This is a genomic window from Streptomyces sp. NPDC044571 (genome assembly GCF_040647115.1).
Classification (GTDB): domain Bacteria; phylum Actinomycetota; class Actinomycetes; order Streptomycetales; family Streptomycetaceae; genus Streptomyces.
The window spans coordinates 42,711-55,177 of sequence record NZ_JBEZBN010000044.1 but is presented as its reverse complement, the minus strand read 5'-3'; the positions used below and the strand labels follow the sequence as shown (position 1 = coordinate 55,177).

The 12,467-nt window shown below is 71.0% G+C and carries 15 protein-coding genes and 4 pseudogenes; 6 read left to right on the top strand and 13 right to left on the bottom strand.

Annotated elements, in window-relative coordinates:
• A pseudogene (locus AB0B01_RS22670) lies at nucleotides 1–158 on the top strand (IS5/IS1182 family transposase); the annotation flags it as partial.
• 19 nt (nucleotides 159–177) lie between these two features.
• On the opposite strand, the gene AB0B01_RS22665 reads toward AB0B01_RS22670, so the two are convergent.
• The gene (locus AB0B01_RS22665; RefSeq protein ID WP_361721919.1) at nucleotides 178–1,098 is read right to left on the bottom strand and encodes a LysR family transcriptional regulator; all 921 of its coding nucleotides are present in this window, start codon (nucleotides 1,096–1,098) and stop codon (nucleotides 178–180) included.
• A gap of 71 nt (nucleotides 1,099–1,169) precedes the next feature.
• On the opposite strand from AB0B01_RS22665, the gene AB0B01_RS22660 reads away from it, so the two are divergent.
• On the top strand, nucleotides 1,170–1,832 hold the full coding sequence (locus AB0B01_RS22660) for a maleylpyruvate isomerase family mycothiol-dependent enzyme (RefSeq protein ID WP_361721916.1): 663 nt from the start codon (nucleotides 1,170–1,172) through the stop codon (nucleotides 1,830–1,832).
• 26 nt (nucleotides 1,833–1,858) lie between these two features.
• On the opposite strand, the gene AB0B01_RS22655 is transcribed toward AB0B01_RS22660, so the two are convergent.
• A complete protein-coding gene (locus AB0B01_RS22655; protein ID WP_361721913.1) occupies nucleotides 1,859–2,176 on the bottom strand; it encodes a hypothetical protein in 318 nt (105 codons plus the stop codon).
• Between the two features lie 175 nt (nucleotides 2,177–2,351).
• Here AB0B01_RS22655 and budA point away from each other — a divergent pair, with 175 nt between their 5' ends.
• From budA to AB0B01_RS22640, 3 genes are all read left to right on the top strand, one after another.
• Complete coding sequence (budA, locus tag AB0B01_RS22650; RefSeq protein WP_361721910.1) at nucleotides 2,352–3,242, top strand: acetolactate decarboxylase; 891 nt, start codon at nucleotides 2,352–2,354, stop codon at nucleotides 3,240–3,242.
• Between the two features lie 141 nt (nucleotides 3,243–3,383).
• Complete coding sequence (locus tag AB0B01_RS22645) at nucleotides 3,384–3,593, top strand: HTH domain-containing protein (RefSeq protein ID WP_030315760.1); 210 nt, start codon at nucleotides 3,384–3,386, stop codon at nucleotides 3,591–3,593.
• Nucleotides 3,593–4,147 (top strand): Clp protease N-terminal domain-containing protein, encoded by a 555-nt coding sequence (locus tag AB0B01_RS22640; protein WP_361721907.1) that lies wholly within the window; start codon nucleotides 3,593–3,595, stop codon nucleotides 4,145–4,147. Before AB0B01_RS22645 ends, AB0B01_RS22640 begins: the two co-directional genes overlap by 1 nt.
• An 81-nt stretch (nucleotides 4,148–4,228) precedes the next feature.
• Here AB0B01_RS22640 and AB0B01_RS22635 read toward each other — a convergent pair.
• Nucleotides 4,229–4,276 (bottom strand): annotated as a pseudogene (locus AB0B01_RS22635) (hypothetical protein); the annotation flags it as partial.
• On the opposite strand from AB0B01_RS22635, the pseudogene AB0B01_RS22630 reads away from it, so the two are divergent.
• Nucleotides 4,268–4,519 (top strand): annotated as a pseudogene (locus tag AB0B01_RS22630) (NAD(P)-binding domain-containing protein); the annotation flags it as partial. The pseudogenes AB0B01_RS22635 and AB0B01_RS22630 sit on opposite strands and share 9 nt — an antisense overlap.
• Before the next feature lie 16 nt (nucleotides 4,520–4,535).
• On the opposite strand, the gene AB0B01_RS22625 reads toward AB0B01_RS22630, so the two are convergent.
• From AB0B01_RS22625 to AB0B01_RS22580, 10 genes and pseudogenes are all read right to left on the bottom strand, one after another.
• Entirely contained in the window at nucleotides 4,536–5,345 is an 810-nt protein-coding gene (locus AB0B01_RS22625) for a hypothetical protein (RefSeq protein ID WP_361721904.1), read from the bottom strand.
• Between the two features lie 64 nt (nucleotides 5,346–5,409).
• Nucleotides 5,410–5,925 (bottom strand): hypothetical protein, encoded by a 516-nt coding sequence (locus AB0B01_RS22620; RefSeq protein WP_361721901.1) that lies wholly within the window; start codon nucleotides 5,923–5,925, stop codon nucleotides 5,410–5,412.
• Nucleotides 5,926–6,099: 174 nt separating this feature from the next.
• Nucleotides 6,100–6,750, bottom strand: a complete 651-nt coding sequence (locus AB0B01_RS22615; RefSeq protein ID WP_361721898.1) for a PIG-L family deacetylase — start codon at nucleotides 6,748–6,750, stop codon at nucleotides 6,100–6,102.
• The gene (locus tag AB0B01_RS22610) at nucleotides 6,747–7,562 is read right to left on the bottom strand and encodes a WbqC family protein (protein ID WP_361721895.1); all 816 of its coding nucleotides are present in this window, start codon (nucleotides 7,560–7,562) and stop codon (nucleotides 6,747–6,749) included. Before AB0B01_RS22610 ends, AB0B01_RS22615 begins: the two co-directional genes overlap by 4 nt.
• A gap of 15 nt (nucleotides 7,563–7,577) precedes the next feature.
• Complete coding sequence (locus AB0B01_RS22605) at nucleotides 7,578–7,745, bottom strand: hypothetical protein (RefSeq protein WP_361721892.1); 168 nt, start codon at nucleotides 7,743–7,745, stop codon at nucleotides 7,578–7,580.
• Between the two features lie 67 nt (nucleotides 7,746–7,812).
• A pseudogene (locus tag AB0B01_RS22600) lies at nucleotides 7,813–7,899 on the bottom strand (4'-phosphopantetheinyl transferase); the annotation flags it as partial.
• Between the two features lie 138 nt (nucleotides 7,900–8,037).
• Complete coding sequence (locus AB0B01_RS22595) at nucleotides 8,038–8,577, bottom strand: flavin reductase family protein (RefSeq protein WP_361721889.1); 540 nt, start codon at nucleotides 8,575–8,577, stop codon at nucleotides 8,038–8,040.
• A complete protein-coding gene (locus AB0B01_RS22590; RefSeq protein ID WP_361721886.1) occupies nucleotides 8,570–9,910 on the bottom strand; it encodes a hypothetical protein in 1,341 nt (446 codons plus the stop codon). Before AB0B01_RS22590 ends, AB0B01_RS22595 begins: the two co-directional genes overlap by 8 nt.
• Nucleotides 9,907–10,917 carry a hypothetical protein gene (locus AB0B01_RS22585; RefSeq protein ID WP_361721883.1) on the bottom strand — a complete coding sequence of 337 codons (1,011 nt, stop codon included), beginning with the start codon at nucleotides 10,915–10,917 and terminating at the stop codon, nucleotides 9,907–9,909. Before AB0B01_RS22585 ends, AB0B01_RS22590 begins: the two co-directional genes overlap by 4 nt.
• Nucleotides 10,914–12,455 (bottom strand): Gfo/Idh/MocA family oxidoreductase, encoded by a 1,542-nt coding sequence (locus AB0B01_RS22580; protein ID WP_361721880.1) that lies wholly within the window; start codon nucleotides 12,453–12,455, stop codon nucleotides 10,914–10,916. Before AB0B01_RS22580 ends, AB0B01_RS22585 begins: the two co-directional genes overlap by 4 nt.
• Nucleotides 12,456–12,467 lie beyond the last annotated feature (12 nt).

Genomic DNA, 12,467 nt, shown 5'->3' with positions numbered 1-12,467 from the left:
ACAAGCAGCGGAACACCGTCGAGCGCCTGATCAACAAGCTTAAGGCCTGGCGAGGCATCGCCACCCGCTACGACAAATCGCCCGAAAGCTACCTCACCGGCCTCCACCTCCGCGCCGCAATGATCTGGATCGACGACCTACTCAAGACCAACGAATGATCAGGACATCACACAGGCCCTAGCCCGCGGGCGGCTTCGGCAGGGCTTCGCGCAGACGATCGAGGAGCGCCTGGGCCGCCGGGCTCGCGGGTCCGGTGGCCCGCCAGGCGAGCGCGATGCGGGCGCGCATCTCGGGCCGGACGATGCGCAGTGTCCGGAGCTGTCGTCCGTCGCGAGCCAAGCCGGCCTCGCCGGCCGGCAGCACCGCAACGCCCAGGCCGTGGCCGGCGAGCTGCGCGAGCACGTGGGGGGCTGCCGCCTCGAAGGTGACGCGGGGACGGAATCCGGCCTGCGCGCAGCCACGTTCGAGTGCAGCGCGCACTCCGGTGCCGCGCGGCAGGCAGATCAGCGGCCGGTCCCGCAAGTCTGCCAGCGGCACACTCGTGCGTTCAGCGGGATCGAGGAGGGGATCTCCGGGTGCGACGGCGGCTGCCAGCGGAACGTCGATCACCGTCTGGAAGGCCACTCCGGGCGGGGGCGCCTCCTCCGCCGGCCCGAGGAGGGCGATATCGAGCTCGCCGGCCAGGAGCGCGGCCTGCATACGCTCCGAGGTGTCCTCGGTGAGTGCGACCTCCAGAGTGGGATGGGCGTCGTGGAAGTCGGCGAGGAACGCGGCGATGTCGAAGGCGTGGCCGGCGGCGCCGGACACCAGCCCGAGCGTGACCCGGCCGCGGAGCAGCCCCGTGTACGAGTCCACCGTCTGCTGCACCGCATCCGCCGCGGCCAGTGCGGCGCGGGCGTAGGGCAGGACTGCCCGGCCCACCTCCGTCAGGGTCACCGACCGGGCGGATCGGTCGAGCACGGGCTGCCCCAGCTCCTTCTCCAGCTGACGTATCCGGGCGCTGAGACCCGGCTGGGCCAGGTGCAGCCGTGCGGCGGCGCGGGTGAAACCGCCCTCGTCGACGACGGTGACGAAGTAGCGCAGCTGTCTGAGCTCCATAACCCAGGATTCTAGGTCGGAGCAGAAACATCTATTGGAGATATCGACCGGCGGCCCGCACGCTGGATCACATGGAGAACGTGACAGCGCGCAAGGCGACGAAGGCCGAGGTGAGGGCTGCGATCGCGACGGAGCGACGGGAACTGGCCGATGTACTCGACGGCTTGCGGCCCGACCAGTGGAACGGGCCGAGTCTCTGCGCGGGATGGCGGGTGCGGGAGGTCGCGGCCCACATGTCGATGGGGTTCCGGCTCTCGCTGCCGGCGACGCTCGGCGAGCTGGCAAGGGCACGCGGTAGCCTGCACCGTATGACCGACCGCGTGGCACGCAGGGACGCGGCCGCCCACTCAGCCGCCGAGCTCGCCGCCTTCGTACGGGACAACGCCGACCACCGCTGGACCCCGCCGGTCGGCGGGGTCGCGGCGGCCCTCGGCCACGATGTGGTGCACGGGCTGGACATCACCGTCGCTCTCGGCCTCGACCGGCGCGTCCCCGAGGACCGGCTGCGGATCCTGCTCGACGAGATCCGGCCCAGCAGCCTGAAGTTCTTCGGCGCCGACCTCGACGGCGTACGGCTGTGTGCCGAGGACCTTGACTGGTCATACGGCTCCGGCTCGCCCGTGTACGGCGTCGCCCAGGACCTCCTCCTGCTGGCCTTCGGGCGCAGGCTTCCGGCTGGACGGCTCCGAGGTGAGCCGAGCGGCCGTTTCGTCCGAGCCGCCACGGAGGGATGACCCATGGGCACCCCGATGTCGGCCGTTCATCTGCGCCAGGGCAGTCGGGGCCCGTGGCCCTGGATGTGGGAGACCGTGAGGACCGCGCCGATCCAGGCCATCACACCGCCCCACGCCAAGGGTTCGGATTCCACGAGACTCGCCGAAACGAGAAGCATCACCGCCGCCGGCAACAGCACTGCCGTCACGCCCAGACGACGTGCTCTGCCTGTTTCCGGACGTCGCGTTCGCGTGGACTCCGGCGCGGCGGAGCCATCGTCCAGCTCCGCGACCAGCTGGTCCCAGAGCGCGGATTCCCGTGCGGTCAGCTGGGTCCCGGCCATGTCCACCTCCTTGAACGCCACACAACGGCTGTGCCGGAACGCATGCCCTCCATCCCCAGGCTCATGCCATGGCGCGCCTTGAAGACGCTGGTCGCGCGTCCTCGTGGTGGGGGCGCGTAGGGGTGTCACACGGCGGGGGCTGGTCCGGTGCACTGCCGAGCGCAACGTGCGACCGTGTGCGCGCCGTTGTGACGATATGGCTGGTTCCATAACGTGCTGCGTGCCGGTCTGGCGGGGGAAGCGGATGCGCACTGCGAAGTCGCCGGCGGACCGTCGCGTTGACGGGAACCCAGGGGGACACATGCGGGAACCGGAGTCGACTCCGTGCGACAGGCCGGAGCCACAGGAATCGCTTACCCGGCCCCGGGGGAGGATCTTCCAGGCATCGACCATGACGGCCATGCTGGAAGGCGTCTACGAAGGCACGACGAGCATCGCCGAGCTCTGCCGCCACGGCGACTTCGGCATCGGGACCTTCGACCGGCTCGACGGCGAGATGATCGTCCTCGACGGCCGGTGCTACCGACTACGCGCCGACGGGACCGCCGGGGAAGCCGACCTCGCCGCGCGCACTCCCCTCGCGGCGGTCACCTACTTCCACGGCGAGTACGACTGGCGGGTGACCGAGCCCGTCGACGCCGCAGGGCTGCGGGCGGTGGTCGACACCGCGCTCCCCAGCCCCAACATGTTCTACGCGGTCCGTGTCGACGGACACTTCGACCACATGGTCACCCGGATGCTCCCCGAGCAGCACCGCCCCTACCCCCGGCTGATCGACGCGGTGGCGGGTCAGATCATCTCCACCCACACCGACCTGCACGGGACCATCGTCGGTTTCCGCAGCCCCACCCACATGCTCGGGGTGGCCGCCGCCGGATACCACCTGCACTTCCTCTCCGGCTGCCGCACGCGCGGGGGACACGCCTACGACTTCGTGCTCCGCTCCGGGCGGGTACGGGTCGACGTGGGCTACGAGCTCGTCCTGCGCATGCCACGCACGCAGGACTTCCACACCGCTCAGCTCGGCCGCGGCGATGTAGCGGGGGAGATCGAGGCGGTGCTCCAGGGCGGCCCGAAGCGGCCATAGGCAACGCCGCGTGCCTGCGCGGAATGACCGGGCCCCGCCGCAGAGGCCGGGGCGCGTGCGGGAAACGGCGGCATGAACCGGGCCGGGGGTCGCTTGTCAACCAATGTTGACACAGCAGTGTCGTCAACGTAAGTTGACATCATGACCGATGCGACCGATCTCGCCGCGCGGGCGGGCGACCGCGACCCTCGGGTCGGGTTGCGGGCCGTCTCCGCCCTACGGCGACTGTTGGAACAGCTGGAAGCCGTCCAAGTGCGCAGTGCGCGCAATCAGGGATGGTCGTGGCAGGAGATCGCGACCGAACTGGGAGTCAGCCGGCAGGCCGTCCACAAGAAGTACGGGAGGCAGTGATGTTCGAACGGTTCACGAAAGCCGCACGTGCCGTGGTGAAGGGGGCGGTCGAGCACGCGGATCGGGCCGGAGCGGTGGCCGTCACCGAAGAGCACCTGCTGCTGGCCCTGCTCGACCGAGACGACACCCGGGCGGCAGCGGCGCTCCGGGAGCTGTGCCCGCCGGACCGCCGCCCGTCCCTTGCAGCCGCCCTGGCCGACGCCAGGCGCCGGGCAGGCTTGTCCCGTGCGGACACGGAGGCGCTGGCGGACCTCGGCATCGACGTCGGGGCGATCGTGGAGCGGGTGGAGGAAACCCACGGCGCAGGCGCGCTGGCGGGCGATCGCAAGGACGCGGGGTGGCGGTCGCGGCGCCCGTCGTTCTCGCGGGAAGCCAAGACCGTCCTGGAGAAGTCCCTCCGGGTGGCGCTGGCACGCAAGGACCGGGAGATAGGCGACGAGCACATCCTCCTGGCGCTCACCACGACCGGCGGGATCGTTGCGGAGGCACTGGCCGACCATGGCGTGACGTACGCCTCCGTCGACACGGAGGTCTCCAGCCCGGCCGCCCCCTGATCGAGGTTGACCACCAGATCGGCCCCCTTGCGGGTGGGGCGGCGCGACCAGCAAGGCGCCGCCCACCGGGCTCGACGGACCCTTGTTCAACCAGGCGGACGCCGTCCAGCAGCCCAGGCTGTGGGCCACCAGCACAACGCGCACCTTCTAGCGTCGTGGCGAACGGTCCGGGCAGGTTGGGCGCTCGCCGGCCACTGGGTCCGGGCCGGGCACGACGTGGCGGTCGGCGGACGGGACATGCACAAGGCGGAGCGGCTCGCGACACGGCTCGGGGGCAGCGCGAAGCCCGTCGGTCTGCGTGCGGCGGCCGACTTCGGGCAGGTGGTAATGGCCGCGCTGCCCTTCGACGCAGGCGCGGTGGTGCGGGATGTCGGGTCACCGCCAGGCATCAGGGCCGGTCCTGGGGTGGTGTGACCTCCACCAGGCGGGGGGTGACGAAGCTCCAGCGCAGCCACAGCACTGACTCGATGTCCCAGTACGGCGCCACGGCCAGGCCGTCCGCCACCGGGATCCGGAACCCCTGGGCCGCGACGATCGCGCGCAGCGTCATGTGCACCGCGGCGAAGTCCCGGGCGGCCTTCGCCCAGTCGGGGTAGACGTCGTCGCCGTGAACGAGGGGATAGCGCCCGACGAAGGCCACCCAGTCGCCTGCGCCGCCGACTTCGAGGATGTCGGTGGCAGGGGCGGTGACCGGCAGCTGCCACGTCTGCCAGGGCCGGGGATGGAGACTCGATCCCAGGTCGAGGTACATCCGCCACATGCCCGGCCCGTCAGGCTGTGCCGTGGACGTGTAGAGCCCGAGGTGGAACGGCTTCGCACTGGGCGGAGCCGGGTCCCGGCCCGGTGCGGTGAAACGCTCCCGCGCCAGGGCTGGTTGCCGGTGGGGCGCCAGTTCGTGGGGGCTGGTGCCGATCCAGTGCTGGCGGGCCCGGTCAAGGGGCCCTCGGACGAGGCTCTCTCGGTCCCGGGCGAGCCGGCCCAGCAGCAGGCAGCTGTCGGCGATCTCGTCCGCTTCCTCCACCTCGGAGGCGGCGAGGACCGCCGGACCGCCCGCCAGAGCCGTCGTTTCGGGCTCGGTCCACCCCGTCATGACGGAGGTGAAATGGCGCAGGGCCTGGTCCGTGTCGGCGGTGACGTGCGCAGCGGCGTCGAGCTGCGTCACTCGGCGGCGCAGGATCCGGGCGGGGATGGGGCGCACGCCGGAACTCCTTCCCCGGCGGCGCGCCCGTGCACCACGGGGTTGTCCTGCCGGCGGCCGCGGATCAGCAGCTGAGGGCCACTTCCTCGCCGAGGCCGTTGCCGGAGCCGGTGGGGGGCCGGTAGCCGGGCGGGAAGACGACCTTGAAGTACATCCAGCCGCGGTAGTTGCCGGGAGAGCAGCGCACCGCCGCGTTGTTCTGGCCGCTACGGGTGTTCCTCTGCGTCCTCAGCGCGGACTGGTTGACGAGCTGTCCGTTCTTGTAGAGGGCCGCCCGGGTGGTGATCTCCGGCACCGGTGCGGTGCACGAGACCGTCACGACCACGTTGACGGTGCCTGGCACGTGAGTGGAGTTGTGCGGTCGCTGTACCTGGCCCTCGCACCGGATCACCGCGGAAGCATCGGCGTCCGAGCCGGACCTCCCGGCTTCCACGCCGCCCTCGTGAAGGCTCCCTGTGGACACGGTGGCCGGAGCGGAGTGGTCCGTCCCCGCCCCTGTCGCCGCGACGGGGGAGGTGGCGCCGATGAGCGCCAGGACCGCCATCGACGCGGCGCCGGCCGCCGTCCTCCATGTACGCATGACTGCTCCTCCGCGTTCGCCCGCTCCGGATGGGCGCGAGCACACCAGAGATGACCATACACAAAGTAATCGATTCAGCACCCACGGTGAGAATGTGTTCGAGGATGCATCCGGCCAGTCCGATACGGATGCGCTCCGCTGCTGCGGGCGGGGCCGGGACGGCCGTGCGTCGGGCTACGTCCCGCTTCCGAACTCGATCGAGCGCTGCACCCTGAACATCTCGCAATAGGCGGAGTCGTCACCGAAGCGCTCGACGACCCGGTGGTGGACGTGCTGGCGGTACGCCACCGCCCCCAACTGCCGGAAGACGTCCATGTCCAGCTGCCGCTGCGAAGCGAAGGACTCCAGGGCCTTGACCTTCGCGTCCATCAGCTTCTCCGTACCGACGAAGAACATGTTCGGCTCGAATCCGGTGCTGTACGGGGAGCGGAAGTAGCGCAGTCCCATGGCTTCCCGCATCGCCACGGCAGTCACCTCCTGCCCCGTGATCGAATGATCGAGGTGCTGGTCGTCCGGATAGTGCGTGTAGACGATGTCCGGACGCGATGCGCCGATGACCCGGAAGAGCTCGGAATTGATCCGCCCCCTGTGTTCCACGAAGCGGGTGTCGGGGACGTCGGAGAAGGTGTATTGCTCCACCAGCAGTACGGCGCCCGCGCTCAGGCATTCGTTCCGCCGCGTCTGCGAACCCTTCTCCTCGGGTTTGCCGGTGCTCAGGCAGTGCACGTGCACGCGGACGCCGCACTGCGCGTACCAGTGGATGCGCATGCCCATCGAGATCTCGGCGTCGTCCGGGTGGGCGACGACTATCAGGACGTTCTTCATTTCCCCCCTATCCGGTACAAATTCGGCCGCTCGCGTGCGCCGGTACCGGTGCCTGCGCCGAGCAGGATGTCCCGCGCCTCGGGGCCGTGGTTGAACAGCAGGTCGTAGGCCGTGAGCTCCTCCTGGAAGGGGAAGCCCGGGGTGTGTTGGGCCTGTGCGTAGCGGGGGTGGCGGTAGCCGAAGGTCCGTACGCGCACCCCCCGGGCCTCCATGACCTCGTGTTCCGCAAGGGCAGGGTCCTTCCCGGACGGCCGGCGCAGGTAATGGTCCTCACCCATGGGGTGTGAGCAGGCGAGGTAGGTGAGGGAGGGCTCGCGGCCGGACGGGATCACGGTCTCGGCGGCGCGGTGTACGACGTCGGCGAGCAGGGCGCCCTTGGCCGCCTCGGGCTCGCCCATGAGGTGCGATGCGCGCAGGTAGGGGGTGGTGATGCCGAACCCCTTGCGCGCTACGTCCGTCAATGCGTCGCACAGGTCGTTGAGATACGTCCAGGAGGCCGCGTAGACCTCCCCGAGCGCCCCCTCGTACGCGCTGAAGTACGGTGTGCCGCGGTAGATCGAGGTGATGCGGTCCCAATGGGAGGCAAGCGCCGGGGGATCCGCCAGGACTTTCCTCCGGATCGCCTCCCGGCCGCCCCGTACCGGAAGGGTGAGCCACCGGCGGACTCCTTCGTGGACGAACACCTGCCGGTTCTGCCAGTCCGATCGCGCGAACTGCACGTGGTCCAGCGACACGAACACGTCGGAGATCGCCATCTTGTAGAAGTAGTAGAGATGTCGGTGGTATCCGGGCTGGTGCACTGCCACGCGCACGGCGGTCTCCCTTTCTCAGGCGGTACGTGTGCTGCCGGGCCCGGAGTGCTGCTCGGCGGCCGGAACGGCGATCACTGTGAGGAGCAGCCCCCGGTCGGCGGTCCACCGGCCGGCGAACGTGTCGGGGACGGCCCCGGCCACCGGCAGATCCGGCTCGGCGTCGATGCCGATGGCGGCAGGCACGGGTGCGGGCGACGGCGGCTGCCCGGTAGCCGTCGCAGTGGGTCATGCTGCCGACGACCCCGCCGGGCCGGCGGGGAGCGCCCGCTTCATCAGGTACCAGGGGATGCGGCCCCTCACCGAGCCGGTCCAGAGCCTTTCGCGCACACCAGCGCACCGTGGTGAACTCCCGGCGGCGCTTGTCGGTCGCGCGGCCGAGCACGGCCCCCTCCTGGCGGAGCAGGACGGCGTCCGGGGGGTCGTGGAACGCCTCCGCGACCACGAGGGGCAGGAACAGGATGCGCTCCAGCACCCCTCACACCTCCCCGCCCGGTGCCGCGAGCCGGGCATAGCGCCCCCGGTGCCGCAGCAGCGGGCCACCGCCCGAGGAACCCGTGTGGTGCAGCCGGACGACGACGATGTGGTGGTCTCCGGCGCGGTGCTCGTCGACGACGGAGCACTCCAGCCACGCGACGGATCCCCCCAGCACCGGCATGCCGCCCGGGGACGGCGTCCACGACACGCGGGCGAACCGGTTCTCCGCGCCGGCGAACTGGCGGGAGAGGTCCTGCTGGCGCTCGTTGAGGATGCTGACGCACAAGCCGCCGGCCGCTCGGAGCTGCGGCCACGTGCGGCTCGTGAGCGCCGGGCAGAACAGGGCCAGCGGGGGTTCCAGGGACACGGACGTCAACGAGGAGACGGTCATGCCGACCGGCCGGCCCCGGTCATCGAGGGCTGCGACGACCCCGACGGTACCCGCCAGGGTCCGCATCACCTCCCGGAACCCCGCCGGGCACGAGGGGGAACCCGCGGTCACCACCGGGTCGATGCGGCCCGTGTCGACGGCGTCAGCCATCGCACGTCCTCCTTTCGTGTCGGCCGCCGGGCGGCGGCGCGGCGTGGGTGCGCACCACGAAGGCGCTGTGGAGGCGGCGGCCCTCGATGCCGCGCCAGCGGAACCTCCTCTCCCCCGCCCCGGGCCACTGGAGGTAGTGGAGGTTGCCGACCACCTCGTGCTCCCCCTCGCGCCGGAAGGCGATCTTCGAGGACTGTCCCCCGTCGAGGTGGTGGGCGGTGCGCGGATCGACGCCCGACCTCTCCAGGTCGCGGACCACCTCGACGGGGGTCATCCCGCGGAAGGAGTCCGTCAGGGGTGCGCCGTCGACGACCCGGAAGCAGAGCGTCCGACCTTCCGGCCACAGCAGGGTCCGCGCGTAGCGGACGGGCCGGAAGGGGGAGGTCCCCAGGCTCGCGTCGTACGCCGCCACGTCGCCGAAGGCCGCGTCGGCGGCGCTCGGGCCGATGGAGATCCCGCTGCCGAGATGTTCGGTGGCCAGGCCCGCGATGCCGGTCACCCGTACCTCGGTGCCGACGGCCAGGGGCCGCGCGTGAGCGGCGGCGGCCCGCAGCACGTAGCTGCCGCTGAACAGGCTCGCCCCGCCGCCCGGGTGGACGCTGCGGATCACGTGCGCGTCCCGTGCCACGCGCTGGACCACTGCGTCCACCACGCCCGCGTCCCGGGGGGTCACGTTCTCCGTGCGCTCCACGAACCGGGTGAACCCCGTCAGCGCGTCGTCCGCGTAGCGGATCGTGCAGTTGGCGGCGCCGAAGACGGCGAGCGCGCCCCGCCGGAGACTGGCCGGGGCAGCGGTTTCCTTGGAGCCGATCCATTCACGGACGGCCCTGCCCAGGACCAGGGTCCCGACTGCCGGCAGGGTGCGGAGCGACGGCCGGCCGCGGTGCACCAGGAAGGCCGGTTTGGTCACGGTCGGCAGGCTGACCGTCTCCCCCTGACGGGAGCAGAAGTCCAGGCAGGGCTCGGCCGGCTGGTGGTCGGGTTCGTCGGAGATGAAGGAGAACGATCCGCTGACGGCTGCGACGGCGTCGGCGCCGCACCGGTCGCGCAGGGCGAACCCGACCGGGTCCGACTCCACTTCCACCCGAGCCGCCGACCGGGCGACCCGCAGGGTGTGGACGTTGGCGAAATCGCCGCCGCCCAACTCCACGCTCTCCTCCTGGAGGCGGACACCGGGAGCCAGGACACGCTCCCGGGCCGCGACCCGCACCGCGAACGGGCGCTGATCGCGGGCGATCTCCTGGATGTCGTGCACGTGATAGCCGCGGGCCCTGAGGGCCGCGAGGGCCAGCCGGTCCTCGGCGTGCGGCGGAGGGGGGACGGAGAGCGTCATCGGGCGCCCGCCAGTGTGACGGCCAGCTCCTGCGGCGGGAAGGGACCCCGGTCCAGCAGGCGGATCACCGCCTCCCTGAGCCGTTCGCGCTGCTGCGCGCGCAGCCCCAGGTCGTAGGGAACCCTCGCGTTGTCCAGCCGGTACAGAAGCACCCCGGCGGCCACCGCCGCGAGCAGGGCCGCTTCGCGCGCCTCGGGCGGGCGGCCCGCGCCGTAGGCGTCGAGCAGCGCGGGAGCCACGGTGGGCAGGTGACCCGGCCAGGCCACATGGTGGATCAGCAGGTGGGCCAGTAGGTAGCCGACGTCGAAGAGCGGCCGGCTCCGGTGCACGTTGTCGAGGTCGCACAGGGCGACCCGCCCGCCGGCCAGGCTGAGGTTCTTCGGGGCCAGGTCTCCGAGGACGAGCTGCTGCGGATCCTGGGTGCGCAGTTCCTCGCAGGCCCGCTCCAGCGCGGGGTGGCCGCTGCCGCGCAGGCAGTAGTCGAAGGTGTGCTCGCGGAACCACACGTCGCCCTGGGACCGGATGGTGACGCGGACGTCCTTCGTCGCCCCGTGGATCCGCCGCACGGCCGCGCCCAGGCGCACGAGCTCGTCCGCCGTTGCGGGGCGTTCCCGCAGGTGGTCCTCGTAGGTCCGCCGGTCCTCGAACACGTCGGTCATGACCATGGCATGAGCCTGCGGGTGGAACGCCAGGACGCGCGGAAACGTCGAGGGCACCAGCGCCCCGTACACGTCGAGGGCCCGCCGTTCGTCCGCGATGTACGCGGGATCCGTACGCAGCGACGGAATGCGGGCGAACACGGCCGTGCGCACCTTCAGGACGACACTGCCGCGCGGCCCCTCCACCCGGAACACGTGGCTGACGTTGCCGCCCTTCAGCCGGCCGATCGCGGTGACGGGGCCCACGTGGGCCCGGCAGTCGGCGAGGACGTCGGGCAGCGCGTCGCCCAGCAGGTCGGCGGGGGCCGGCAGGACCGTCGCGGGTTCCCGTCCGAGGAGGCCGGTCACAGCGGTACGTCCATCAGGTGGGGCGCGCCCCCGCCACCCCGGCGGGGGCCGGGCCGCATGGCCCCGTCGCCCTGCTCGCGAAAGTCCAGTCGGGCGATGGAAGGGCCGCCGACCCACTGCCGGGCGGCGGACAGGTAGGCCCCCGCCATCAGCGTCGAACCGCGCCGGTGGTCCACGAGTTCCGAGGACATCTCGGCGCGACTGCGCCGGCCGTTGACGTACTCCAGGAACTCCTCCACGGCACGGCGCCGGGAGGAGGACTGTGTCGGTTCCTCAAGGCCGGATGCGGACACGGTCGTGAGCGCGTCGTAGTCGAGCGTCTCGTACTTCTTCCAGCGCGATTTGAAACCGCTGTTGCGGAAGACGTGCACCTCGATGTGTCCCTGGCTGCCGATGCCGTAGGCGTCCCCGTCCTGCTCGTCCCCGCCCAGGGTCTGCAGCGAATGGAAGTGGATGGCCTGGAAGGGTCCCTGCTGCAGGATGTGGCTCTCGTGCCGGACGCGGCCGTTGCCCTTGTAGAGGTTGGCGTGGGCCGGGGCGAAGCGCCCGCGCTGCGAGAAGCCGTTGTGCACCAGGTTGATGCTGCCGAGCGTCATGGTCCGGCCGCGGCTCTTGTAAACCATGGAGACGAACGCGTCGACCTCGCCGAACGACTCGGTCGCCGCGATCAGTTGTTTCTGCGTGTACGGATTGGCCTCCTCGAACTCGGGGAAGAGCCGCGCGTAGTCGTCCAGGTCGAGCTGCGCCAGGAAGTCACCGGGCCGGCTGAAGTTGGCGTGCACCTCCACGCTGTCGAGTTCCTTGCCGGGCGTCTCGCCCGCCCGCAGCAGCCAGGGAACGATGTCGAAGAAGTGGTAGCCCGAGTGGGCGCACTTGCCGTAGCCCTGGTCGAAGGAGTGGTAGGAGATGTCTATGAGCTCGTTCGGCATCCGCCATTGGCCGTCGCTGTGGAAGGACTGCACCGAGGTCACCGGGCAGTTGGTCTCCTCAGCCATCTCGGCGATCAACTCCCTCATCCTCAGGAAGGCCGGGTGGTGGCGGCGTTGGCACTGCACGGCGACCAGGACCTCGGGGTGGACCCGGCGCACGGCCTCGTAGCGGTCGAGCACCTCGTCGAAATCGGTGAGGATCGAGGCTGCCCGGTCGGGATCGACGGAGCAGTTGACGTGCACACTGAGCGGCTTGTCGAGCAGCACGCTCAGCCCGCGGTCGAGCGCCCAGTGGGTGTAGACCATGTGGAAGGCCGGTTCGGTCGAGACGACGACCGCGTCGATGGCGTGCTCGTGCACCAGCGTGTCGAGGGTGTCGCGCACCGCGGCGGGCAGGGTGCGGCAGGCCGGGTCGAAGGGGGTGATGAAGGTGACCGGTATCCGGGTCCCGACCGCGGCGGCGTTGAAGGCCGCTATGTCTTCGGCGGCATGGGTGAGGTCGACCCCGATCACGGTCCCGACGAGACCCGCCGCCCGGCCGGCCGCCAGCGTCGGGAGATGGTTGCGGCGCGCGTGGGGACCGATGCCGACCACGAGGAAATTCTTCACGTTGCCTTCCTT